This window comes from Enterococcus pallens ATCC BAA-351 (assembly GCF_000407485.1).
Taxonomy (GTDB): Bacteria; Bacillota; Bacilli; order Lactobacillales; family Enterococcaceae; genus Enterococcus_A; species Enterococcus_A pallens.
The window spans coordinates 51441-71442 of record NZ_ASWD01000007.1; the positions used below are offsets into that span (position 1 = coordinate 51441).

Annotated in this window: 37 protein-coding genes and 1 tRNA gene; 4 read left to right on the forward strand and 34 right to left on the reverse strand. The window is 36.7% G+C overall.

All coding sequences use genetic code 11. The features are described 5' to 3' along the window. Window positions 1–16 precede the first annotated feature (16 nt). The 17 genes from I588_RS23615 to I588_RS23695 all read right to left on the reverse strand — a co-directional run bounded on the left by I588_RS23615 (window position 17) and on the right by I588_RS23695 (window position 9701). Window positions 17–592, reverse strand: coding sequence for a hypothetical protein (locus I588_RS23615; protein WP_010756091.1), 576 nt, complete (start codon window positions 590–592; stop codon window positions 17–19). Next, window positions 593–1033 carry an HK97-gp10 family putative phage morphogenesis protein gene (locus I588_RS23620; RefSeq protein WP_010756090.1) on the reverse strand — a complete coding sequence of 147 codons (441 nt, stop codon included), beginning with the start codon at window positions 1031–1033 and terminating at the stop codon, window positions 593–595. It lies immediately after the preceding gene. Then, complete coding sequence (locus I588_RS23625) at window positions 1023–1421, reverse strand: hypothetical protein (protein ID WP_051130052.1); 399 nt, start codon at window positions 1419–1421, stop codon at window positions 1023–1025. The genes I588_RS23620 and I588_RS23625 overlap by 11 nt, the downstream gene beginning before the upstream one ends. Continuing rightward, a complete protein-coding gene (locus tag I588_RS23630; RefSeq protein ID WP_010756088.1) occupies window positions 1411–1758 on the reverse strand; it encodes a phage head closure protein in 348 nt (115 codons plus the stop codon). The genes I588_RS23625 and I588_RS23630 overlap by 11 nt, the downstream gene beginning before the upstream one ends. After that, window positions 1745–2068 carry a hypothetical protein gene (locus tag I588_RS23635; RefSeq protein WP_010756087.1) on the reverse strand — a complete coding sequence of 108 codons (324 nt, stop codon included), beginning with the start codon at window positions 2066–2068 and terminating at the stop codon, window positions 1745–1747. Before I588_RS23635 ends, I588_RS23630 begins: the two co-directional genes overlap by 14 nt. Continuing rightward, window positions 2069–3274 (reverse strand): phage major capsid protein, encoded by a 1206-nt coding sequence (locus I588_RS23640; RefSeq protein WP_010756086.1) that lies wholly within the window; start codon window positions 3272–3274, stop codon window positions 2069–2071. It lies immediately after the preceding gene. Between the two features lie 11 nt (window positions 3275–3285). Next, the gene (locus I588_RS23645) at window positions 3286–3951 is read right to left on the reverse strand and encodes a head maturation protease, ClpP-related (protein WP_010756085.1); all 666 of its coding nucleotides are present in this window, start codon (window positions 3949–3951) and stop codon (window positions 3286–3288) included. Further along, window positions 3926–5110, reverse strand: coding sequence for a phage portal protein (locus tag I588_RS23650; protein WP_010756084.1), 1185 nt, complete (start codon window positions 5108–5110; stop codon window positions 3926–3928). Before I588_RS23650 ends, I588_RS23645 begins: the two co-directional genes overlap by 26 nt. 24 nt (window positions 5111–5134) lie before the next feature. Next, window positions 5135–6796: a terminase TerL endonuclease subunit gene (locus I588_RS23655; RefSeq protein WP_010756083.1), complete on the reverse strand. Its 1662-nt coding sequence runs from the start codon at window positions 6794–6796 to the stop codon at window positions 5135–5137. Beyond that, entirely contained in the window at window positions 6796–7119 is a 324-nt protein-coding gene (locus tag I588_RS23660) for a hypothetical protein (RefSeq protein WP_010756082.1), read from the reverse strand. Before I588_RS23660 ends, I588_RS23655 begins: the two co-directional genes overlap by 1 nt. Before the next feature lie 108 nt (window positions 7120–7227). Further along, window positions 7228–7530, reverse strand: a complete 303-nt coding sequence (locus tag I588_RS23665; RefSeq protein WP_010756081.1) for a hypothetical protein — start codon at window positions 7528–7530, stop codon at window positions 7228–7230. Window positions 7531–7533: 3 nt separating this feature from the next. Further along, window positions 7534–7869 carry an HNH endonuclease signature motif containing protein gene (locus I588_RS23670; protein ID WP_010756080.1) on the reverse strand — a complete coding sequence of 112 codons (336 nt, stop codon included), beginning with the start codon at window positions 7867–7869 and terminating at the stop codon, window positions 7534–7536. After that, window positions 7866–8120, reverse strand: a complete 255-nt coding sequence (locus I588_RS23675; RefSeq protein ID WP_010756079.1) for a hypothetical protein — start codon at window positions 8118–8120, stop codon at window positions 7866–7868. Before I588_RS23675 ends, I588_RS23670 begins: the two co-directional genes overlap by 4 nt. Window positions 8121–8147: 27 nt before the next feature. Continuing rightward, window positions 8148–8221 (reverse strand) — tRNA-Ile (locus I588_RS23680). A gap of 306 nt (window positions 8222–8527) precedes the next feature. After that, complete coding sequence (locus I588_RS23685) at window positions 8528–9046, reverse strand: hypothetical protein (RefSeq protein WP_010756078.1); 519 nt, start codon at window positions 9044–9046, stop codon at window positions 8528–8530. Window positions 9047–9090: 44 nt separating this feature from the next. Further along, entirely contained in the window at window positions 9091–9354 is a 264-nt protein-coding gene (locus I588_RS23690; protein WP_034706231.1) for a hypothetical protein, read from the reverse strand. A gap of 14 nt (window positions 9355–9368) precedes the next feature. Beyond that, the gene (locus tag I588_RS23695) at window positions 9369–9701 is read right to left on the reverse strand and encodes a hypothetical protein (protein ID WP_010756076.1); all 333 of its coding nucleotides are present in this window, start codon (window positions 9699–9701) and stop codon (window positions 9369–9371) included. A 192-nt stretch (window positions 9702–9893) separates the two neighbouring features. On the opposite strand from I588_RS23695, the gene I588_RS23700 reads away from it, so the two are divergent. Both I588_RS23700 and I588_RS23705 read left to right on the forward strand, forming a co-directional pair. Further along, window positions 9894–10286 (forward strand): hypothetical protein, encoded by a 393-nt coding sequence (locus I588_RS23700; RefSeq protein ID WP_010756075.1) that lies wholly within the window; start codon window positions 9894–9896, stop codon window positions 10284–10286. Window positions 10287–10290: 4 nt separating this feature from the next. Next, entirely contained in the window at window positions 10291–10704 is a 414-nt protein-coding gene (locus I588_RS23705) for a hypothetical protein (protein ID WP_010756074.1), read from the forward strand. 154 nt (window positions 10705–10858) lie between these two features. On the opposite strand, the gene I588_RS23710 is transcribed toward I588_RS23705, so the two are convergent. The 17 genes from I588_RS23710 to I588_RS23795 form a co-directional block, all read right to left on the reverse strand. Further along, the gene (locus I588_RS23710) at window positions 10859–11062 is read right to left on the reverse strand and encodes a hypothetical protein (protein ID WP_010756073.1); all 204 of its coding nucleotides are present in this window, start codon (window positions 11060–11062) and stop codon (window positions 10859–10861) included. A 104-nt stretch (window positions 11063–11166) separates the two neighbouring features. Next, window positions 11167–11697 carry a hypothetical protein gene (locus I588_RS26615; RefSeq protein ID WP_010756071.1) on the reverse strand — a complete coding sequence of 177 codons (531 nt, stop codon included), beginning with the start codon at window positions 11695–11697 and terminating at the stop codon, window positions 11167–11169. A 29-nt stretch (window positions 11698–11726) separates the two neighbouring features. Next, complete coding sequence (locus I588_RS23720; RefSeq protein WP_010756070.1) at window positions 11727–12011, reverse strand: hypothetical protein; 285 nt, start codon at window positions 12009–12011, stop codon at window positions 11727–11729. Continuing rightward, on the reverse strand, window positions 12012–12281 hold the full coding sequence (locus I588_RS23725) for a hypothetical protein (RefSeq protein WP_010756069.1): 270 nt from the start codon (window positions 12279–12281) through the stop codon (window positions 12012–12014). It lies immediately after the preceding gene. Window positions 12282–12311: 30 nt separating this feature from the next. Then, window positions 12312–12524: a hypothetical protein gene (locus tag I588_RS23730; RefSeq protein WP_010756068.1), complete on the reverse strand. Its 213-nt coding sequence runs from the start codon at window positions 12522–12524 to the stop codon at window positions 12312–12314. A gap of 26 nt (window positions 12525–12550) precedes the next feature. After that, window positions 12551–12988 carry an XF1762 family protein gene (locus tag I588_RS23735; RefSeq protein ID WP_034692438.1) on the reverse strand — a complete coding sequence of 146 codons (438 nt, stop codon included), beginning with the start codon at window positions 12986–12988 and terminating at the stop codon, window positions 12551–12553. A 36-nt stretch (window positions 12989–13024) separates the two neighbouring features. Next, window positions 13025–13249 (reverse strand): hypothetical protein, encoded by a 225-nt coding sequence (locus I588_RS23740; RefSeq protein WP_010756067.1) that lies wholly within the window; start codon window positions 13247–13249, stop codon window positions 13025–13027. A gap of 33 nt (window positions 13250–13282) precedes the next feature. After that, window positions 13283–13762 (reverse strand): hypothetical protein, encoded by a 480-nt coding sequence (locus tag I588_RS23745; protein ID WP_010756066.1) that lies wholly within the window; start codon window positions 13760–13762, stop codon window positions 13283–13285. Between the two features lie 62 nt (window positions 13763–13824). Further along, window positions 13825–14049: a hypothetical protein gene (locus I588_RS23750; protein ID WP_010756065.1), complete on the reverse strand. Its 225-nt coding sequence runs from the start codon at window positions 14047–14049 to the stop codon at window positions 13825–13827. Continuing rightward, window positions 14046–14567 (reverse strand): Holliday junction resolvase RecU, encoded by a 522-nt coding sequence (locus I588_RS23755; RefSeq protein WP_010756064.1) that lies wholly within the window; start codon window positions 14565–14567, stop codon window positions 14046–14048. The genes I588_RS23750 and I588_RS23755 overlap by 4 nt, the downstream gene beginning before the upstream one ends. 13 nt (window positions 14568–14580) lie before the next feature. Beyond that, window positions 14581–15402 (reverse strand): rolling circle replication-associated protein, encoded by an 822-nt coding sequence (locus I588_RS23760; RefSeq protein WP_010756063.1) that lies wholly within the window; start codon window positions 15400–15402, stop codon window positions 14581–14583. Window positions 15403–15634: 232 nt separating this feature from the next. Beyond that, window positions 15635–16384 (reverse strand): hypothetical protein, encoded by a 750-nt coding sequence (locus tag I588_RS23765; RefSeq protein WP_010756062.1) that lies wholly within the window; start codon window positions 16382–16384, stop codon window positions 15635–15637. A gap of 11 nt (window positions 16385–16395) precedes the next feature. Continuing rightward, window positions 16396–16818, reverse strand: a complete 423-nt coding sequence (locus tag I588_RS23770) for a hypothetical protein (protein ID WP_010756061.1) — start codon at window positions 16816–16818, stop codon at window positions 16396–16398. A gap of 282 nt (window positions 16819–17100) precedes the next feature. Beyond that, entirely contained in the window at window positions 17101–17313 is a 213-nt protein-coding gene (locus tag I588_RS23780; protein WP_139243983.1) for a hypothetical protein, read from the reverse strand. 23 nt (window positions 17314–17336) lie between these two features. Next, on the reverse strand, window positions 17337–18074 hold the full coding sequence (locus I588_RS23785) for a phage antirepressor KilAC domain-containing protein (protein WP_010756058.1): 738 nt from the start codon (window positions 18072–18074) through the stop codon (window positions 17337–17339). 14 nt (window positions 18075–18088) lie between these two features. After that, complete coding sequence (locus I588_RS23790) at window positions 18089–18334, reverse strand: MerR family transcriptional regulator (protein ID WP_010756057.1); 246 nt, start codon at window positions 18332–18334, stop codon at window positions 18089–18091. Beyond that, entirely contained in the window at window positions 18297–18521 is a 225-nt protein-coding gene (locus tag I588_RS23795; protein WP_010756056.1) for a hypothetical protein, read from the reverse strand. The genes I588_RS23790 and I588_RS23795 overlap by 38 nt, the downstream gene beginning before the upstream one ends. A 404-nt stretch (window positions 18522–18925) precedes the next feature. Here I588_RS23795 and I588_RS27085 point away from each other — a divergent pair, with 404 nt between their 5' ends. Then, window positions 18926–19300, forward strand: a complete 375-nt coding sequence (locus I588_RS27085; protein ID WP_010756055.1) for a helix-turn-helix domain-containing protein — start codon at window positions 18926–18928, stop codon at window positions 19298–19300. A 15-nt stretch (window positions 19301–19315) separates the two neighbouring features. Next, complete coding sequence (locus I588_RS23805) at window positions 19316–19990, forward strand: ImmA/IrrE family metallo-endopeptidase (protein WP_010756054.1); 675 nt, start codon at window positions 19316–19318, stop codon at window positions 19988–19990. The last annotated feature ends 12 nt before the right edge of the window (window positions 19991–20002 follow it).

Here is a 20002-nt window from a genome sequence, read left to right on the forward strand (position 1 = left end):
GCCCATCTGGGCGCTATCAGGGAGTTTCTTCTTTTTTCACCAAATCATAATTGAAGTTTGTTCGCCAATCCTTTAAAATCTCTTCATCGTCAATTTCATCAGCAAACCCTTCATAATAAAATTGAGCAGCTGAATCCGGCATCGCGGTACACTGTAATTCCATCATTGCTACTTCATCTTGTGATTTATCAATGGTAAAAGTTAAGCCGGTTGCTGAAATAGTCTTAGGAAATGCGACCACCTTGGTTAAATCTTTGAATTCATCAATAACATCAGCGGTTAGTGTGAATTCTTCTCCCTTACTTCCTAAGCCATATGAATATACTCCTGGCTTCAGACCATCATTAGACAGACCAAAAAAGCGGCGATAGACTTCCATTTTTACATACGCAGTAATAGTGACTGTCATCCTAACTGGCTTGCTTACTTCCTCTAACGTCACTCCTCCACATTTGGCAGCAATAACTCTCATTTCTGTTTCACCTGATAAAACACCTGTACATCCAAAAGCAATAGCTTGCGCGCCATTTTTGAATTTTGCTGCCACGTTATTAATATCTACAGGATAGAATGTTTCAATTTTTGTTGGCATCTATTTTCCTCCTAGCTTTTTATTAATCATCTTAAGTAATTCTTGATTTAGATCATCAGTTATCTCAGGAACTTCTTGTTCCATACCTTTTCTCATAAACTCTTGTGGTGATTTTTTGATTGACGTTCCGATACCTAGATCCGGATACTTTAAATACTCGAAGTTCTTTTTAGGTCTGATTATGAACCCTAAGTTTTCATGTGTAATATTCAACGATTGGCTTTGTGCTGCATGTCTCTTCGTAGTGATCCTGTTTATGACACCAGATAAAGGCATCCCTTGAATTATTGTTTTTACGGTTCGCTTCCCGCTGGTATTTTTCAATGTATTGTTTATTACTGTTTCCGATTCGTCTGGAATTTGCTGCATGTTTTTGATCAATTTATCAAGCTCTACAAAGTCAACACTCCAGCTGGTAGCAGCATTAAATTCAGCACCCATTACGCATCAACTTCCTTAAGAAAAAAAATTCTATCTCATCTACGTATTTATCTTCTTTACCCAATTGGATGGAATTCTTGTTAGAATACTGAAACTCGTAAAGGCTCCCCTCTAACTCATCAATGATATCTAAAGAGATTTCGTCAAGATCATCTCTTCTTTCAGAATAAAACCGCAACAAAACTACTTGTCTAAGTTCGTTTTTATTAGGACTCCTGGAAAAACCGCCTGTTTCATAGATAAAGTAGTTTTTCCCATCTGTTTCATCTTCTATTCTCTTTAAGGTGCTTTCTCCTATAGAATCCTCAAAGACTTCTAAACTAGTCAGAGTTTCGATATTATCAATCAGATAATCGTTCATCTTTTTCAGACGTTCTTTATTCCCCACTACATTCACCCACTTTTGTCAGATAAAAATATAAATAGTTCGAATCATGATCCACTTTGAACACTTCATAAATGCTTCCGTCAATTTTCCCGACCAAATTATGCTTGGCTACTTTTTTAAACGAAGGTGGATACACTGTTTTAATCTTCATATCTACTACTTTTCCTATACCATCAGCGACACGATAATCTTGATCACGTATGCTCAACTCACGAAAAAAGAGCTTGCCTTCTTTAGCAAACTCTTTTCCGATTATTTTCTTTTTATCGCTTAAAATATCTTTGTTGCGTCCGTAATACATCACGCCATCATTAAAGGTTTCTCTAATCCTGTCCATCAACTTCACCTTCTTTTTGAATTGAAGTTTGTAAAGCACTATTTAAGATAAACGCTGAAAGTTGCTTGCTAAAGTTCTCTTCAAAATCATCAAGAGCATTGTTATAGCTATAGCGTACACGCTCACACAACAACTCTGCTTCTTGGCTACTCGCTTCGAAAGATAATTTGTACCCTGCTAATCCATTTAAGTAAGTATATGAACTATCAATGTAATCACTTAACGAGTTGTTGGTATCTTCTTCATCCCAAGTAATCGTCAAATTCCTCTTGACTCTTGCGAGAAACTCTTGTTTTTTTATCTTATCCATTTACCCGGCACTAGGGCTTGATCCTGCTGAAGCTACTTGATTCACTTGGAAAACCAAAGCAGCTGGAACTTTAGAAATATCGAAGTATAAGAACGATTCATTGTTCTTTGGTCGACCATTTGCATATTGTTTAGCTAAGTAAGTTCGTTCGTCTTCTACGAAACGATACTCATCCGACACTTCAATCTTTTGTGCAGACCCCACTCCCATGAAATAATCTTTTCCTAATCCAACGGCCATTTTTCCTTTAGGCATTGCAACAGACTGTACTACCTTCACTGGTACCGGCAATACATCTCGAACATAAGCCCCATTCCCATTAAGAAATGTGGTAGCTGGATAAATTTTCCCCCAATAGTCTTTAGGGCTGACAATCATCAATACTTCCTCAGGATTTACTACCCGTTCCCCTGTAGCAATTGGTTCACCACTTGAATCCTTTTTGTAAACTACAGTCGTCAGTGGAGACATGATCTTTGTCCCAAATGTTTCGGGACTCAAGTCTTCTAACTCTACAGCTACTTTGTCGGCATGAATGCCACCAGATACAGTTTCCAAATCTTTGATAATGCCGATTGGTTGATCTTTACCTGTTCCAGCTACAATAGCCTGCTCCAATGCAATATACATTGATTCTGCTAGAACGGTACGTACATATTTATCTAACCACTCTGGTCCCAAATCAAGCATAGCTTTGCATACTGGTAAGTAAGCAGACAGTTTGTAAAGATTTGTGGTGACTGTTTCAAAGCCATTATCTAGTAATTCTTTAATTTCATCGCAAAGTTTGCCCCACCATGCTGGATTCACCCCTTTAGAATAAACCCATTCAGTTGTAGCAGTCGTGTTGACGAATTCAATTTGCGCTAATAGTGGGTGAGTTTGAACCAGGTCCTCAAAGACACGCTCAAAAACTGTTTTTGGAACCAGTTCTTCTACTCCTGCAAAACCTTGATTTGCAATAACTGCATTGTAGTATTTCTTTTCTTGAGTGTTTAATGGATTAAACCCACGCTTCACCATGACTTCTTGATCACCAAACTCGTTTCTTGCTTTGGTTGTTGCCTCATTGATGATATTTTGCTGAATTCCATCAGCAAAAGCAGACATTGCTTGAGCTAATACTTTTTCATCATCCGAATTAAAGGCGTCTAGTAAGGTTTGCTCCAACTCAGCGTTTGTTTTTGTTGTGTCTGGATTTTTCATTTAATTTCCTCCTAATTATTGAAGTTCACTGCCTTTATAGCAGCAACAAATTTGTTTAACTTTTGGTTGTTGTATTCAATACGATTTTCAACGATCTCGTCTAGTTCTTCTGGTTCATTTGTTTCTACAGAATCAGCTAACTCATCGGCTAATCCATAATCGACACATTCCTGCGCAGTTAGATATTCTTCATTGCTAAGAAGTCCTTCTAATTTTTCTCGCGATTGATTAAACCTTTGCAGATAGGTTTCTGTTACACTGTTGTTGATTTTATCCATATCATCTGCTGTCTTGCGTAGTTCGTCTGAATTACCCATTGCAACAGTCCAAGCTTTATGGATCATCATCATTGTATTTCGCGGCATAATTACCTTATTGCCAGCCATTGCTATTAATGAGGCACCACTAGCAGCAATCCCATCAATATAAATCTCGATTTCTGCATCATGATTATTTAGTAAATTATAGATTGCCACGCTCTCGAATACATCACCACCATTCGAGTGAAGGTGTAATTCAATCTTTTTAGTTTTCACCTGTGAAAGCATGTGTTTTACTCCCTTTGAAGTAATGTCTGAGAACCACCCGTTCCCGATTGAACCATAAAGATACATTTTTGTTGCATCATTATTAGTGTTTGCGATTTCTACCCTAGGTTGAATTCGTACTTTCTCCATTCGCTTCACCTCCCTTCAAGAATTCACTTTTCGCATCAGCATAATTCTTCGTAACATATCTTCGTTGAGACCACTCTTCCTCAAAAGGTTCCATTCCGATAAATTCCATCACATCGTCTATACTAAAAGCACCAATTTGAAAGAATTTATCTAAAGCTGGTGCAAGGTCCTTGATAGATAACGATCTGATTTTATTTTTGTCGACCTTCATATACGTCCGTTCAAGATACTCAGTTTCCGTATATAATTTTCTATTCATCTCAGCCTCTATAATTTCCAGAAGCGGAAATGACATAAACATTAGCATCGAATCCGTCTGACCTGAAAGCTCCACTGTTTCTCCTTTAATCAAACCTGTTGGCACATGAAATGTACTCCCCACCAAATAAAAAATGCTATCAACCATTTTCCGTATGTCTTCTGAAGAAGAACCTGCAGCAGATTTGCTATTTGTGTTTGGATCACCTTTTAATTCATAATTTTTTTGGAGATTGTATAGAGCGCCTGCATTATCCGCCTCCAGCCACGGTTTGATTTGATTGTTCATCATTTCATCAACTCTTTTTTGGCTCTCGTTTGATTGACTTCGTACGAAATCTCCCTCTAAGACGTATCTCTTAGCGTTTGACCTTTTGTAGATATTCATAGAAGCTGTTAACAGTTTGCCGTAACTCTCGTAAACTCCATCAATGATTTTTCGAATGTTCTTTTCGTTGTATTTGAAATAGAAAACATCTTGCTCAGCAAAGTTCTTATTGAAAACAAAATCTCCAACTGTTACCCCTGTATAGTAGGTATCAATAAGCATTCGTTCTTCTCTCACAAAAGTATCAGCTATCCAGAACTGATCCTTCCATTGCACTACCAGACATTCGTTCTGATAAATTAAACGCCGGATAATTCCTTTTAAGAATTCTTTTTGATTTTGATTCTTATTGGGTTGAACATTTAACAAGTAATACAATTTGGAGCGTTTCTTTTTACCCTTTTCATACGTAAAGAATTCCGCTCGTAAAATTGAATTTGCAATAATATCAATACACGATTCTATAGCTAATTTTTTGTAAAGAATTTCTGCGGTAAGTTTTTCTACAATTACCATATCGTGAACATCGAACTTCTTTTTTCCAATAGAACCAATCCAGTCAAAAAATCCCAATTTCTCACCTCCCTTATAGTCTTTTTAGACAACGATAGGATTGAAGTTAAAGTCCCCTAAATCAAATTCTCCAGAATCTTCAATCTCGTCGTAAAAATTAAGCGCATGTAAAAAAGCGAAAAACCCATCTGTTTTCCGCTTTTCTTTATCTATTTTTCTATATTCTTTGTTGCCATTGGAAAGAAACTCAACATAGACATTGCCGACATACCACCGCATCAATGGATCATCTCCGAAAACTATATTCTGGTTGATAAACAAATCATCTACCAGCGGCGATAGCTTGCTATGGGTGAAATTCCCAGTTCGAACAACTTCTACCTCAAACCCAGCTTCTTCTAGTTTGGGTTTCAGTATGGTTGCTCTATAGGTGTCCATTGCAATCTTTTTAATATAATAATGTTGGGCTTGCTCTAAGAACCACTTGACTACCTTGTCTGGATCAATCGATTTTCCATAGACGATCTCAGCATTCCCCTTTTCCATCGCTAGATTAATTATGTCTGGATTGATATCTTGTAATTCCAAAGCCGAATAATGAATAAATGTATGCTGTAGCCAGACTGTTTTTCCATTATTTTTACCTAAACATCCTACAGAACAAAAGTCTCGAACGTCTGCAAAATCCACACCACCTATTACCTCAGCACTGTTAAATTCTTCGGGAATATCCTGTTTAGTTGCCAGGCGGTCTTCATAACTTGCAACTTCAAATCTAGTATCTTCTACAGGAGAATTCATTCTTTTTGTCATGAACTCAACTCGAATTGGTGCGCTCACTTTCCCCTGTTGGTATTCCTGCTTCATTTTTCTCATAAGGGTATGATTGTATGGTAACGAGGGGTTTGCTTTTTGCCAATTTGTTGGCTCATCAGCTTCCTCCGGAGAATCTATTTTGCAAACAAATGGAAACAAGGTGACATCTTCTAATGGTATCTCACCATTAAGTATCATCCTAGACTGTTCTTTCAAATCATCTAAGGGACCTCCACGAACATTTCCATCCGTACTTGTATGAAACTCCCGATAATCCTGAATTTTCCCTCCGGCTGAAGTGAACACTTTAATTGATTTGTAGTTATCATATTCGTGTTCTTCATCGAAAATGACACACCCAGGGCGCTTTCCATCCTTTGTCCGAGCATTTGAAGTGTTGTACCTCATTTTACTTTTCGTGCTATTGCTCTTAATAAGTTTTTCAGAGCGATAGAAAGCATTTTTTAGTTTCTTTTTATTTTTGTCTGATTCTAAAACGTCTTTTACATCAGTGAACGATTGCTTAGCCTGATCTTCGCTTGTGGCAACAATTTCTATGTTGTAATGCTCAATACCGTGCTGCTTTGTCATCATGAAAAAAGAATTCCATGATAGAAAACCGTTTTTCCCCCCACCACGTCCCATAAAAATAAAGTAACGGTTAAACACCAAATCATTTGTGTCTTTCCAACGCAAACCGAAAATAAAACAGTTTAGGAATTTTTCCCAAGGAAAGAGCTTATAGGGAAAATATCGTTCTGGAATTTTAACTGAATTGTCTACCATTTCTTTATCCATGTATATATCATCGCGACACAATACTTTTTCTTGTAAAAACTTCTTCAGTAAGTGCTGCTCTTTACAAACGATCAACCTGCCAGAATCAATGAGATCAAAATAATATTCAACATAAGGATGCGTACACGGCATTAAACATCATCCTCCTCGTCGTCAGGTACTTCTTCTTCGTCTACTGCTAAAATGTCCAATATATCAGTCATACGCTTGTGGATTTTAGGAAGTTCAACTACTGCATCGCTTCTTTTTCTAAAGACCTGGCTCCCATTTTTTATTGTGATCATAGCGCCCTTACGTTCGATTTCAGTTTTCAATTTTTCTTTGATTTCCCAAAAAGCTAAATAGTCTAAAACTAAGTCATGCCAATAGATATCGGTCTTTTTTTCACGTTTCAATTTTTCTAGCAATGCCGTCTTTAGCTTTTGTTTACGGGAATCACGGCTCATTTTTGGCATGATACCCCCCCTCTCACATGCGCGTGAAGAAAATATATTTTCCGACCACCACCCCCTCGTTTACCGTACCCCTCCGAAATCATTGAAAGTTTTCGACCGGGGGGTCTATCAAGAAACGATTCTAATATATTTTTTTGCGAAATCGATATAGAAATGAATTTCATCAGCAGAATAAGAGTAGTACTTCTTTATTCTGTCAATATTCAATCTTTCTCTGACTTCATCTGGTGTCATCTTCTCACATTTATTTATACTGGTTAGCGTTCTGATGTTTACATATCTTAGATAAGCTAGACGCGAAAAATAATTGATCAAATCTCTTTGAATACTATCGCGTTGGTCTTTAGGTGTCTCAGCAATATCTATCATCTGTTCAGTCTCATAGCTATCACTACCGTCTACTATAATCACTCTTTACCACCTCTCTTCAGGATTAAAGTTTTGAAATGGTTTTCGCTTGAATCTATTCTTCCCTTGGTATCTGTCGTGTTCTTTGTTATGACATCTAATACAAACAGACTCGGTATTATTCAAGTCTAAAGCTAAGTCAGGCCTATGTTTGACTTCAATCTTATGATGGACATTCTTTGCAGGTGAATACTTACCTAACTGTTTGCATCGCTGACATTCGTAGTTATCTCGCTCAAGAGCCTGAATCCGCAACCTTCTCCACTTAGCACCTTTATAAAAATAAATAAGCTTATCCTCACGGATAAGCTTCATCAACCAATTTAAAGTTTCGTTATTCATTTTTTTCCTTTCAATTTCTTATAGTATTCTTTCGTCCAAATCTTTTGAATTTCACAAACGGCATCAATGGATAAATTCTCTATATTAATTCCCAGTTCCAACAACTTAGTTTGGTTATGTTTCTGAGCTATTAAATTCTGCATAACAACAGTTAACACTGCAGCAGAATCTTCATTCGATAAATTTTTTTCAGCTATTGAGCGAATAGTTTCATTTACCAATTCTTCTAACGCTTTAGTTCTATTCTCCATTTATAGCCTCCTTAATTAATGAATCTATGGACCTTGCAGGACTCGAACCTGCGACCAAGCGGTTATGAGCCACCAGCTCTAACCTACTGAGCTAAAGGTCCACGACAAGGCAACATGTCGAAATTAGATAAAAGGAGTGTCTCAACTCCTTAATTGAATTTTGCTGCCTTGATAAGATTGAGGGTTGTTTCAGTGAAACAATTCTTTTTTTATAGTTTATGTGAGTAATCTATAATAAAGATGTCCCCTTTATAAAAATAGCTAGCACAGTCGTTTTTGTTAATGATTAGCATTTTCTCTCGCGCGCCGAGTAGCTTTTTTGTGTTGTGTTGGCTGACTAGCTACAGTTATCATAGTACTAGTATATATCTTAGTTTGTAGGTGTTGTGTGCAAGTTTTGTGCATGGCTACCATTCATTTATCATGTCAATGCCGAATAGTATTATTGATAAGTCTTCTACCGCATCTCTGCATGTTCTATTTACTGTGGAGCGATCCATGTGCATCTGTTCAGCGAGTTTTTCTTCACTCAACAAAGGATACTCAATATATCTTTTATTAATTACTCTCCATCTTCTCTGTTCCTCTACTTTGTTACTTACTTGGCAACTCTGTTTATAAACTTCTAAAGCTAAATCTACATGCTTCATTAATTTTACTGTCTTGGCTTTATTTTGCATCAACATATCTAAGTTAAGCCATTTGTGTTCCCAGAAACTTCCCTGGTTAATTTCTACTTGTTCTTCTACAACTTTACTATGAACCTTAAGCTTGTGATATTGCTTAAGTAATAAACGAGTATTATGCAATGCTCGTTCCTTAAATTTCTTTTTTTCTGCTTCACGGTCTTTTCTTATGCCTACTCTTATTTTATATGCCAACTGATCAAGTTGTTTATCTGACAATTCATGCACGTTAATCTCCAAACTACTACCTCCAATAAAAGTATATTGCTACTTACAAGCCGACGTTAGTGGACTAATTGAATATCAATAAGCCGCTTCAGAACTTCCCACTCGTCTTTCGTCATCACTATGTCGTGTTGAGTATTTTCCGGTTCTCTAACTGTCTGAATGCAGACCACTTCTTTCTTTGCTTCAAAATACAAGACATCTTCGCCGCCAATGTGCTTACTGACGAAACGCACATTATCAGCTACAAACCCTTCTTTTTTACTCATAGCTGTACCTCCTAGGGTGACATTTTCTTTTTGTATTTCAATTTCGGTTCTCATTGCTTCATCTCCATTCATTCGGTAGGCCTTAAACCGTACAACAATTTGACTGTAATCAACATTTCGCCAGGAGTACCCATATGATCAAACCATTCCCTTACTTCGGCTGAAATCGGCATCCAATCGCCACTAGCTCCTAACTGAAATTGTTTTTTACACTCTTCCTCGTCATAAGCTAGAATGGCACTTAAGCAGCCGTAAAATGACATGCCTTCTTCTGAATACTTACCAAAATACTCGACTCTCTCATTAATGAAATCAGGTAAATCGTATTTAGGTGGTTGAATCTTTCCATCTATAATTTCAAAGCCATGAACGGCATTGTGTGCTTCAATCATTGTATTCATTTGTTTTCCTCCAAACCTTTATTTACTACAAGCTACTGTTCGGAATATTTTAATTAGTGTCCTCTTAGGGATTTCAATGAACCATTACGAACACACGTAGTTTGTTAGTGTAATACCAATAATTTCTTTGCCTTGATTTTTTTAAATATCTTTCAATAATCTGCTATAATCACTTTGAGGAGTGATTAAACGATGGATTGGGAACCTATATTTGATATTCTTGACAAAATTAACGCTGTAACCGGCTTGGTATCCTTCATTATTTCTGGCGTTACCTTGTTTTTCTCAATTAGGATTAAGAACAATGTCGAGAATGCTAGAGATGAACAAACTCTTACTTTCCGCAAGCCTAAGATAATTGGAGACTTGCAAGGATACTCGATTTATATTGATAAAAACAATGTCGAACTCATTAACAAACATGCACTTAAAAGTTTTCTTATCGAACTTGAAGAAACATACCCATTTTTAAAAAGAAAAAAGAAAAAAGTGTTCAAGAGCTTGTACGAATCTTTAGAAAAAGATGATTGGTACTCTATAAAACGTGGTATCTCAAACTTGATAGCATACATTGAAAGGATATGACATCATGAATAAGAAAATGATTATTGAAAAATTGATAAACGAAACTGCTTCAAAAGACTACACGTGGCAACCCTATTTAAACAACGAATATGAGTTTAAACATACCTTTTTTGAAAATTCTCAGCATTTCATGCCAACACTGTCTTATGTCCTAAATGCTTCACAAGGCATTTTCTTTCTTGCTTCTTTTCGCGCCATGGTTATGCCCGATGGAATTGCCGAAGAAATCGCACTTTTGTTCTTCAAATCTGGTAACGAAAACCTTGAAGAAAGAATTGATGATAATTCTCCAGATTTATATGCCTTAAGGAAACTTATTGAGTTGAACAACGAAAATATTTACCCGAATCTTAATTCTCCTGTATCCTCTGGAGATTTAGATAATCCTAGTGATGCTCTTTCAGATTTCTTGAAGTGATATCTTACTCCTCAGCGTTCAACGTAATGGTTGAACGCTTTTTATTTTTCTTGATGGTTCGCTCAGTCTTTACTAAATTTATTAAAACAATTGTATTTATTAGCATTATTAATAGATTCATACTTTTTTCTCCTTTCAAGCGTCGGTTAGTGGACTAGCAATATATCCAATCTTGCTTTCCCTTCGGTCGCTCTTCAGCAGTATATTTTACAAATACATAAACACCCTCGATCCGTCCTTGATACCACTGGACTTGGCTGTCTTGTATACTGAAGCCCTTGTTCAGATACTCAGAAATAATTGACTGAAGTTCTTTGGCTGATGCTTCATTCAATATTTCTACTTTTACCTCACTCATTCCGCCTCATTCCCTTTCATTCCTTATATCATCGATCTTGCCGCCAACAATGGCTGTGTAAACAATGAAACTCACTATGAAAATTAGTACAACGATAAAAAGTTTCATTCCGCCACCTCCACTGGTTCGACTGTGCCGCCTGTGATACTTGCTATCCGATCAGCTTCACTCTTTGCATCAAATTTCATAATTCCATCTTTTTCATGAGGCGATATCAAACAACCTCTACCATGAAATTCAATAAAATAGCCATTGCCTACTTTCACTCGGTACTTAGATTCAACATCATAGCCATACTGAAAAGCGTTAATGAATCGGTATGGATTCTCAAAGGACCATTCTAGAATTTGTTCTTTAGGCCAAGATGAACAAATATGGAACAATCCATGATAGGCATCCACGCCACTTTGTTCTTCTTTATTACAGAAATCCAAGAATTCCTTCATGTAAGGCGGTACTTTTACTTTCCCTGGTTCAGTCAAATCACCAACCATTTTTTCAACTTCTCCAAAAAACTTATACATTAGAGTCTGAAGATAATCCGCTCGATCATCATCGCTGACATCCGTAAAATCAAGTTTTCTTATCATTTTTCTATTGGATTCAATCCAGTTAAGTAATCCCTGTTTATTCATTCAATCATTCCTTTCCTTCAAATGCTGAGTTAAACAACTACTTCTAAATAATTCTGAATGCTATGTTCAAAAATGAACTTCTTTTGTTTGCTTCTCGGATTGATGTTGATCATCCATACAGGAAAGTTTTGAAATGACATAAAGCCAGTTAGAAGAGTTGTTCCACTCACATCAAATCTAGTAAATGCTTGAGTAAGCTCTTCCACCTCAGAAACATTAAATTCGGTTATATAAATAGCTTTAACTGTTTTTTTGCCTTTCAATGCCCAATGATTACCAGTAACTTTCATATCTATCCAATCTGAGTAATCCATTTATTCGGCTTCCTCGCTTTCAAATATTTCTTTGTATTGGTACTGGTCAAGTGGAGCATACTTTGAATACTCTTCCATTTCCTCTTCTGCGAAAACGTAAGCAGCATCGATGTCTTCAGTTGTTTCGTACAGATCGCTATCATACATATCTTCTGTGTACTTAACTAATTCATCAATATCAGGTTTTTCAGCAACATAGATTGGATATGTCACATCTGGCGTTCCAGGAACTATTCCTTCGTAATACAACTTATATCCTTTGATTTTCATCTTTACCTCTCCATTCTGTTAAACTGGTGGTTAGTTGCCTAGAACCTTGTAACAATCATCCCAAATCACATCAGAAACGCCTTTAAAAATTGGGCTTTCACCACTTACTGATTCCAAATTATCGCCTTCATAATGAGCGTCCACCCAGCCAATCCAGCCTTTTTTAAAGACTTTGCGCATGGTTCCCCAATCTTCCCAGTAAACGTCCTTAATTATCTCAATTTTTACTTTTTTATTTTTCATGCTTATCTCCTTTGACAGTTAATCATCTAAAGCCAACGGACCCACCTCTGTTTATCAGTTGTCGGGTGCTTATCTTGTCGAGGTCGACTGGGACAATTCCAACTTCTACCCTTTACCTCTGCATCATACTGCCACCCAGCAGCCTTTAAACTAGCTCCGGTCTCTTCATCCAATATATAAGTGATTGCTCTTTTGTAGCCCATCTCCTTAGCAATGCGGGCAATTCTGCTATAAAGAAAACTGCAGGCATTATAGGTCCCATCGGTGCAGCAGCGCACAACCTCAATCGTTTCACCATCATCGATGCCTCTCGCTTTTGGACGCGCAGCTTGGACTACTCCAATGGTCTTGCCATCTTTGACTGCTGCTAATCTAAATTTATCTCTATACACAGGTGGATGATGTCTGTGTAGTGACTCTACAAAAGCATTGGCTTCTTTTAGTTCAATTGGTCTTGCTAACAGTTAATCTCACCTGCCTTCTTTCCCTACTTTCCTTGTTTAACTAACTGGTAGTTTTTCGACTCTTATAGAGTATTGACACCCATTATCTTCCCAAGAAGCAGATGCACCGTTCTCATAGGTTACAGTCACTTCAAGGCCTCTTGCTCTTGCTGCTTCATAATCAGAATTGAATTGGCTCATTGCCTTTTTTTCCGAGCTATACAAATCTGGATAAGCTAAATCATCATTAGGCGTTGTATCATAGGCCCAAACATGTTTCATTGGTTTACTCCTTTCTTTCGGTCATTACTGGAACTACGCTGACCCCATTTGTAAGCCAAAGTATACTTTTTCAATCCCATCATAATCATCAATTCTATATTCGAAGTTATCAGGTATTTCCACTACTTTTAGGTTCGAGTATTTTCCACTCGCCAAAGCTCCAAGCGTTTCTACTGCTTTAACTAACTCGGGCTCAGTTCTCTTTTTATCGTCATAACTATAGTCCAAGTCCTTCTCATCATACTTATCATCACTTGAATAATATTGTTCAGAAGTAACAGTGTAACTATCTACCTCCGGATCTATTTGAAAATAACTAACATGTTCCATCAATCCAATTGGCTCAAAATCACCCTTCATTCGTGAATAGGTATAAATAGTCTCACCATCAGAATCATAGTTAATTTTACAAACATAAGGAAAAACAGTGATTCCTTTTAACTCAAAAATCTTCATCATAGCTGCATGAGATAGCCCAAAACCGCCATAACATTTATTCAGTACAATTTTCATACAATTACCTCCAGTCCATACTTTCTTCCTTGATGACCCTCAAAATTTATAAAGCAAGAAATTTAGACAATTTCCTCATACTTTTTGTCTCCAAGCAACCTCACAATGTGGCCCTGATCAGTGACTAATACATTAATTTGTTCCCCACCTTCGTCAATACAACTTCCCAAGCATTGTGCTCGATTTTTATTATTATGAGTAAAGTGGCAGAAGGACCATCCTTTTCTATCGCACAGAAGTTCAAAAGCTTTCTTCTTAGTTGCGTAATCTAATACAGGATTACTCATACATTTCGCTCCTCTTGTTTTATGAAATGAAGAAAATCAATATAACCAGGCGTTGGAACTTGATACTCTTCTACTAGTTCAGATTCTAGTAAATACTGACGGCCGAAAAGCTCTTTCATCTGTTTCCAATCACCCCAAGGAATAAATGCTGCGGTCTTTCCTATCATGCAGCAAACTCCCACTAATGCTCCCATCTCCTCATAAATATCTAGGCAGGCGGCTTGATTGCCAGTAACTACTGATTTCTTAATTCGGTCTTTTGATGTGAACTTTGCTTCAAAGACTAACGCACGCCCTCCATGAACGGTTCCTTTGTAATCTGGTTGAGCATTCCCAGTAAACCAGCCAGTGAAAGTATTATCTTTATTTATCCTCTTTACACGGAAAGGTTCTGGTGTTTTTTCTATCATTGCTAATCCTTTATTTCGGTAATACCAACACGCTTGATCAATTAGGCGTTCAAATAATTGTCCTTGATCATTACTCATTCTGTTTCTAAAATTTCTCGAATATGCCATAATTTCTCCTTCATCATCCCGATTCGTATTGCATCAACTCAAATTCTATATACCAACCGGATTCCTTAATATGTTTGATACGTGGTTGCGATAACAAACGGTGTTGGGGAAACTTTGCTAACAGCTCTTCCTCACCATCATCGTTAGATAAAGCAACTCTTTCTAGTTTTCTAATAGACCATTTATGATCGTTAATGGATTGGGTTGGTTTCTTTAGATTCCTACTTGCTGACCATCTTTTCTTAGATTTCTTCCACTGACGGTTTTCCCATTGTTCTTGATTGGTCAAATAGTTAGTTAACTCTTGCAATCCATTAGAGTTGGGCTGAACTAACCTTGCTTGAGTACGTCCTAGTGGAATTCTTTTTCTACCAACTGACCAGCAAGATTCTACATCATCACGACTAGGCCCTGAACTGATAATGGCATGGTGATGAATCCTTTTTATATATCCCGTTTCATCACTAAATTGATACGAGGTGAACCATATATATTTCAATTCATAACCATGCTTCTTGTACAGCCTGCTTAATTTATCCAGAGTATTCCTTTGATGTTTCATTGCATCTGCAGGTGTTGCTGGCAAGTACTCATTTGAATAGGTGAACGTTAGGTAATAATCACCTTTACCAAAATTCTCATAGATCAGCCAACCTGCATACTTTCGACTTTTTTTATTATTCCATGTGACCTGGGCTGGCCGGGGAAGTTGTTGCTTTCTGGCCTTTCTTTTCTCCTTACTCCTCAATTCCTGATTAATAGTTCTCATATATATTGACACATGCTTATAAGGTCCAGCTTCTACTCGCTTCTCCCTGACAAAAGTTTTACTCATATAACTACCACTCTTCTTAATAATCTTTATACGGGTTAAGTTAGGACTATTTACAAGGACGACAAAACGTTGATAAACCAACGTTTACTTTGTAAATTAGCTCCAAAAGTGGTATAATTAGTTATCGGATTAATTATCACTTTTGGAGTTCATCATTTTCTTGATGGGCTTCTTTTTTTCTAAAAATGTACAAAAGAAAAAGCAGCATGAACACACACTGCTTTATTAAGTTTTAAGCAATCACTGTTAGCTTGTTTTCATCAATAAGAGCCTTCAAGCCAGCTTCCAGATATTCTTTGATAGAATCTTTAGCATGGTATCTCCACAAGCCTCCGTCTGATTCGAACAAGGCACATTCGCCATCTTCATTAATACGGAAGATAAACTGGCTGATTGGCTGTTCCACTTCTAGGAATGTTCGATAAGGTCTTAAGTCTGCCGGACTAGGGACTTTCCCGTCTCCAACACTTGCTGCTCCTGTGCGAACAGTAGCTACTTGCGAGACTCCGTTATCTCTTAAATCAGAACTGTCCTCTAATCTAATTGCACTAGCGAATTCCATGATTGCTTCCGCATCAGGAGTTCTATCAAACAAAGACATCATGTTAATTTTGAATCTCTCTTGGTCCAAAAAGCGGCCATAAGGAAACTCATTTAATTCCGCGCAAGTTTCAATCAAACTTTCCCGTTTTCGATCACCATTTAGTCGTCCGTATACTTTTACCTTAGTCGGACTTTCTACATGCACCAGTAATTCATCAGGCTCGTCAATTATTTCCTGATCGAACTTAGATACTAGATATTGAATCAAACCTGTTAGCGAGGTAACTACTAAGGTAGATGCATAGCGTATGGGAAATAGTTCTTTAAGATCGGCTTTGTTGCGGTCATAAAAGGTTTGGTCATCTTCTTTATAGATAACCCTCTGACCTTCGCTTAACTTGACTCCATACTGAATTGCGTCTTTAATGTTTTCTGACATATTATTTCCTCCTAATTACTTTTTCTTTGTTTGAAGTCAACAATTTCTGTTTTATCGGACTTCTCTAATTCTTCAACTGATTGTCCAGTGTCTGTTTTGATAGTCATATCATCAGGATCAATAAACATTTGTCCCTTGGCACCTGACTTTAATTCTGCAGCTTCCAAATAGCCTGTATGGTCGTTCCTTCCAAATAGAACTTTCGTAGTAGTTTCTTCACGTGGAACGATTTTTGATTGACTGGAGCAACTAAGTACCATTAACTCTCTTTCCTTGTCAGGTATCATGTCTATTTTCAATGTTACTGATCTCTTCTTGGTAGGATCAGTGTTTTTGTCTAAGATGTTTTCCATGACGTTTTTCATCTCATATTCAAATTTTTCTTGTAAAGCGCCTCCGTTTAGCGTAGATAAATTCAAATCAATGTTTTCCATCTGTTTCTCCTTCCTCCTTTCGTGGTATACTTTGAAAAGGTATTAATGTTAGTCTGATTACTTGGCGGTGGTCAGACTTTTTTTATATCAAAAATCAAACTGAAGTTTGATTCTATGATCGATACTAACTTTTTATACTGTTCATCGGTCGCTATGAAGAAAAAGGATAGCTCTCTGTCTTCATCACTAGAGAAGGAATCATCTTCAATTTCTGCATTCGTTTCGAATCGATCCCAAAGAATATTTTTTACTTTTGATATTGATGACTTCATAAATTTTCTTTCAACGTTTATGGTTAAGCATTGTTTTTTGAGCATGATTCGTTTCTCCATCATCTTTATATTTTCTCACTCGATACTGCCACCCCTGCCGCTGTTCAATTAACAACAACTCGCCGATGACCCACCCTAACCAAATCGGCACCCCAATCCTTACTAAAACTTGGAAGTCTTGAATTGATAAGCCACCTATTAGAATGATTAAGCTTACTATCAATAGAAAACATCTTGTTGTGTACCTCAAATTAATTCCTCCAGTCGTGCTTCTTGATCATTTAAAAATTTGTTAACGAAATAAATTTGTCCTTTACCTGTGACCTTAGGTGTTTTACTAATAGATGTGTGACCATCAGAATGCGACACCACAGTTTCTTTTATTTCAAAGAGACCCATTTCCATAGAAAGCTGTGTAGGCATGTTCCAATCTGTTCCTTTTCGTTTAATAAGATAGCCGTTATCCCTCAACCAGACGAAAAGCCGATTAGCGCCCACGTCCACTCCATTCTGTTTGATCAACTTTGCTAATTCTCCAACGAGAATACTTGTGCGGCTTGCACTTACAGAATCGGCAAACAATGCTTTAGGTTTCATTGATTCATTTTCTAACAGCAATACCTCTATTTTCTTCTGTTGAATCTCCATAGCTCGTTTAACTACCATGTCAGGGTTATTCCACGATTCTTCCACTTGGATAAAATACTTCCTTGCTTGTTTCCCTTTTGGAGTACGCTGAATCATAGATACTTCTTTTGCCATATTTAACTTCATGTAATGATTGATCTGTGGTCGGCCGCCAAAAGGTTTATCGGATTTTTCCGAGAAACTCATGAAATCAATATTTTCTTCAAATCCATACTTGATCATCCGTTTGAACCAATCAGTGTAATTATCTTTAACTTCTAAAAATTCATACAGCTCTCGACCATTTATTAGCTGTTCATCGTTTTCGTTGGTAGTGACTTTTATAAGTTGGTCCATTCTGCTTCCTCCTATTACACCTTGTGGAGATCAATCCATTTATCAAGGTCTCGAATGTCATATTTGGGTCTGCTGTTCTCATGGAATATAGTTACTTTCATCCCTTGTTTGACCCATTCATTTATTGTTCCAGGAGAAGTACCTGTATATTGAACAGCTTCTTTTTGAGTTAATAAGCGCCTTGGTACATAATTAATTAAAAAAGAATCCAACTCTGATCTTCTAATTGATTCTTCCACTTGAAAGACCCTCACTTTCATATACGATTCCAAGATTTTCAGCAATTATTTTTCTATATTCTTCCGCTTTCGGTCCATTTTGAACTTTAGAAACAACTTGCTTGGTATACGTATCAGATTTTTCTATAAGACTTGCTAAATATTTCCAGTTTTTTCCTTGACGATCCATTTGAATCAAAACCATTTCTCTAAATTCCGTAATTAACAATTACACCACTCCCTTTCATTTGACGCACTTCCAAAACAACTCTTCAAGATGAAGTTCGTAACTGAAAAGCATCTTTTTTTTATTACAGACTGATCTAGGGTGTCAAACCTCCTTCTTATTCAAAACCAGACTAATTATTGAGCTTTTTTTATAGCTATATATTGACTTTTTCTAACTGATGTCATAAAATCTAAGCATAGCTAAATAAGACTTTAGAAACCAATAAATTGAATTTCAATGTTTGCCGACGCTGAAACTATCATATTTTATTAGGTTCTCTTTAGTTTTGTTTTAAGCTCAATAACTAGCCCTCGAAAATAGTTTACTAACTTATACACCAAATGTCAAACAGTTTTTCTAACTTAAGTTATAAATAACTATTCGATGAGCAGAAAGGGTTTGAAATGAACATTTTAGATCGCATAAAAAAACTCTGCAAGCAACATGACATGAATGTCTATCAATTGGAAGAAGCTTTAGGCTTTGGAAGGAATACTATTTATCAATGGAACAAGCGTACTCCTGGTATAGATAAACTTAAAGACGTTGCTGACTTTTTCAACGTTTCTACCGACTATCTACTTGGAAGAACTGATACTGAGAACCCTAGTGGTGAAAGTCTGACCCAAGAAGAACAGCAGCTACTCTTGAGATTTAGACGTGGTTCACAAGGGGTTCCTGAAGACAAGAAAGACTTATACGAAAAACAAGCTATGGATGTTTTCGATTATATTAGTAAAACCATGAGAGAATTAGACGAACAAAATAAGCCAAAATAGCCGGAGAAGAATAATATGGATGACCTTAAAGCCACTCGATTGTCCCTGACGAATTTAATACTGAACCAATTTTTATTAAAAAATGAAATTCAACCCGCTAAATATATCTTTAGTGATTTTTTTGATAGTTATACCGTCATGAATAATATCAAGGTGGATTTCGATATACCTTTAATCGATGAGAATTTTTTTCTAGGCTTAACTGCTAGAAGTAGATACAGCACTGCTATTTTCTTGAACAAACGGGTTTATAAACGACGTTTGAACTTTAGTGCTTGTCATGAGTTGATTCACTGTCTTTTTGATATGAACCAAACTGAGCCTAGTCAAACTTTCTTTAATGTTGAAAACAGGAAAGAATTCTACTCTGAAGAAGAAATAATAATGGAAAAACTTGCTGATTCTGGTGCTGGAGCAATAATGGTGCCTGACATCAAGATTTTGGACTACTTGAATACTAATAAATCGTTTGCCCTTATTTCTGATGAATGTTCAATTAGTCATTCAGCTTTACACAATCGCTTAATTGATTTCGGGATATATTCGTGTGGTATGTCTCAAAGAGCCGCTCTAACCTCTACTAAAGAATTACGTTATCAAGGTTCAAGAAATGGCTTCAGATTCTATTTGACTGGAAGTCATGTTAATAAAGAAAAACAAATAATCTTTGATTATGAGAACGCAATTTAACATATTAGAAAA

Bases quoted from the DNA above. Each gene is read 5' to 3' on its own strand.
- I588_RS23755 (WP_010756064.1), bottom strand. From the start codon at position 14,567: ATGGCATATTCGAGAAATTTTAGAAACAGAATGAGTAATGATCAAGGA.
- I588_RS23690 (WP_034706231.1), bottom strand. From the start codon at position 9,354: ATGAGAACCGAAATTGAAATACAAAAAGAAAATGTCACCCTAGGAGGT.
- I588_RS23675 (WP_010756079.1), bottom strand. From the start codon at position 8,120: ATGGAGAATAGAACTAAAGCGTTAGAAGAATTGGTAAATGAAACTATT.
- I588_RS23730 (WP_010756068.1), bottom strand. From the start codon at position 12,524: ATGAAAAATAAAAAAGTAAAAATTGAGATAATTAAGGACGTTTACTGG.
- I588_RS23750 (WP_010756065.1), bottom strand. From the start codon at position 14,049: ATGAGTAATCCTGTATTAGATTACGCAACTAAGAAGAAAGCTTTTGAA.
- I588_RS23760 (WP_010756063.1), bottom strand. From the start codon at position 15,402: ATGAGTAAAACTTTTGTCAGGGAGAAGCGAGTAGAAGCTGGACCTTAT.
- I588_RS23740 (WP_010756067.1), bottom strand. From the start codon at position 13,249: ATGAAACATGTTTGGGCCTATGATACAACGCCTAATGATGATTTAGCT.
- I588_RS23635 (WP_010756087.1), bottom strand. From the start codon at position 2,068: ATGGATAAGATAAAAAAACAAGAGTTTCTCGCAAGAGTCAAGAGGAAT.
- I588_RS27085 (WP_010756055.1), top strand. From the start codon at position 18,926: ATGAACATTTTAGATCGCATAAAAAAACTCTGCAAGCAACATGACATG.
- I588_RS23655 (WP_010756083.1), bottom strand. From the start codon at position 6,796: ATGCCGTGTACGCATCCTTATGTTGAATATTATTTTGATCTCATTGAT.
- I588_RS23805 (WP_010756054.1), top strand. From the start codon at position 19,316: ATGGATGACCTTAAAGCCACTCGATTGTCCCTGACGAATTTAATACTG.
- I588_RS23615 (WP_010756091.1), bottom strand. From the start codon at position 592: ATGCCAACAAAAATTGAAACATTCTATCCTGTAGATATTAATAACGTG.
- I588_RS23790 (WP_010756057.1), bottom strand. From the start codon at position 18,334: ATGAAAGTGAGGGTCTTTCAAGTGGAAGAATCAATTAGAAGATCAGAG.
- I588_RS23620 (WP_010756090.1), bottom strand. From the start codon at position 1,033: ATGGGTGCTGAATTTAATGCTGCTACCAGCTGGAGTGTTGACTTTGTA.
- I588_RS23770 (WP_010756061.1), bottom strand. From the start codon at position 16,818: ATGGAAAACATTGATTTGAATTTATCTACGCTAAACGGAGGCGCTTTA.
- I588_RS23630 (WP_010756088.1), bottom strand. From the start codon at position 1,758: ATGGACAGGATTAGAGAAACCTTTAATGATGGCGTGATGTATTACGGA.
- I588_RS23640 (WP_010756086.1), bottom strand. From the start codon at position 3,274: ATGAAAAATCCAGACACAACAAAAACAAACGCTGAGTTGGAGCAAACC.
- I588_RS23645 (WP_010756085.1), bottom strand. From the start codon at position 3,951: ATGGAGAAAGTACGAATTCAACCTAGGGTAGAAATCGCAAACACTAAT.
- I588_RS23720 (WP_010756070.1), bottom strand. From the start codon at position 12,011: ATGGATTACTCAGATTGGATAGATATGAAAGTTACTGGTAATCATTGG.
- I588_RS23745 (WP_010756066.1), bottom strand. From the start codon at position 13,762: ATGAAAATTGTACTGAATAAATGTTATGGCGGTTTTGGGCTATCTCAT.
- I588_RS23710 (WP_010756073.1), bottom strand. From the start codon at position 11,062: ATGAGTGAGGTAAAAGTAGAAATATTGAATGAAGCATCAGCCAAAGAA.
- I588_RS23700 (WP_010756075.1), top strand. From the start codon at position 9,894: ATGGATTGGGAACCTATATTTGATATTCTTGACAAAATTAACGCTGTA.
- I588_RS23660 (WP_010756082.1), bottom strand. From the start codon at position 7,119: ATGCCAAAAATGAGCCGTGATTCCCGTAAACAAAAGCTAAAGACGGCA.
- I588_RS23670 (WP_010756080.1), bottom strand. From the start codon at position 7,869: ATGAATAACGAAACTTTAAATTGGTTGATGAAGCTTATCCGTGAGGAT.
- I588_RS26615 (WP_010756071.1), bottom strand. From the start codon at position 11,697: ATGAATAAACAGGGATTACTTAACTGGATTGAATCCAATAGAAAAATG.
- I588_RS23695 (WP_010756076.1), bottom strand. From the start codon at position 9,701: ATGAATACAATGATTGAAGCACACAATGCCGTTCATGGCTTTGAAATT.
- I588_RS23765 (WP_010756062.1), bottom strand. From the start codon at position 16,384: ATGTCAGAAAACATTAAAGACGCAATTCAGTATGGAGTCAAGTTAAGC.
- I588_RS23785 (WP_010756058.1), bottom strand. From the start codon at position 18,074: ATGGACCAACTTATAAAAGTCACTACCAACGAAAACGATGAACAGCTA.
- I588_RS23705 (WP_010756074.1), top strand. From the start codon at position 10,291: ATGAATAAGAAAATGATTATTGAAAAATTGATAAACGAAACTGCTTCA.
- I588_RS23725 (WP_010756069.1), bottom strand. From the start codon at position 12,281: ATGAAAATCAAAGGATATAAGTTGTATTACGAAGGAATAGTTCCTGGA.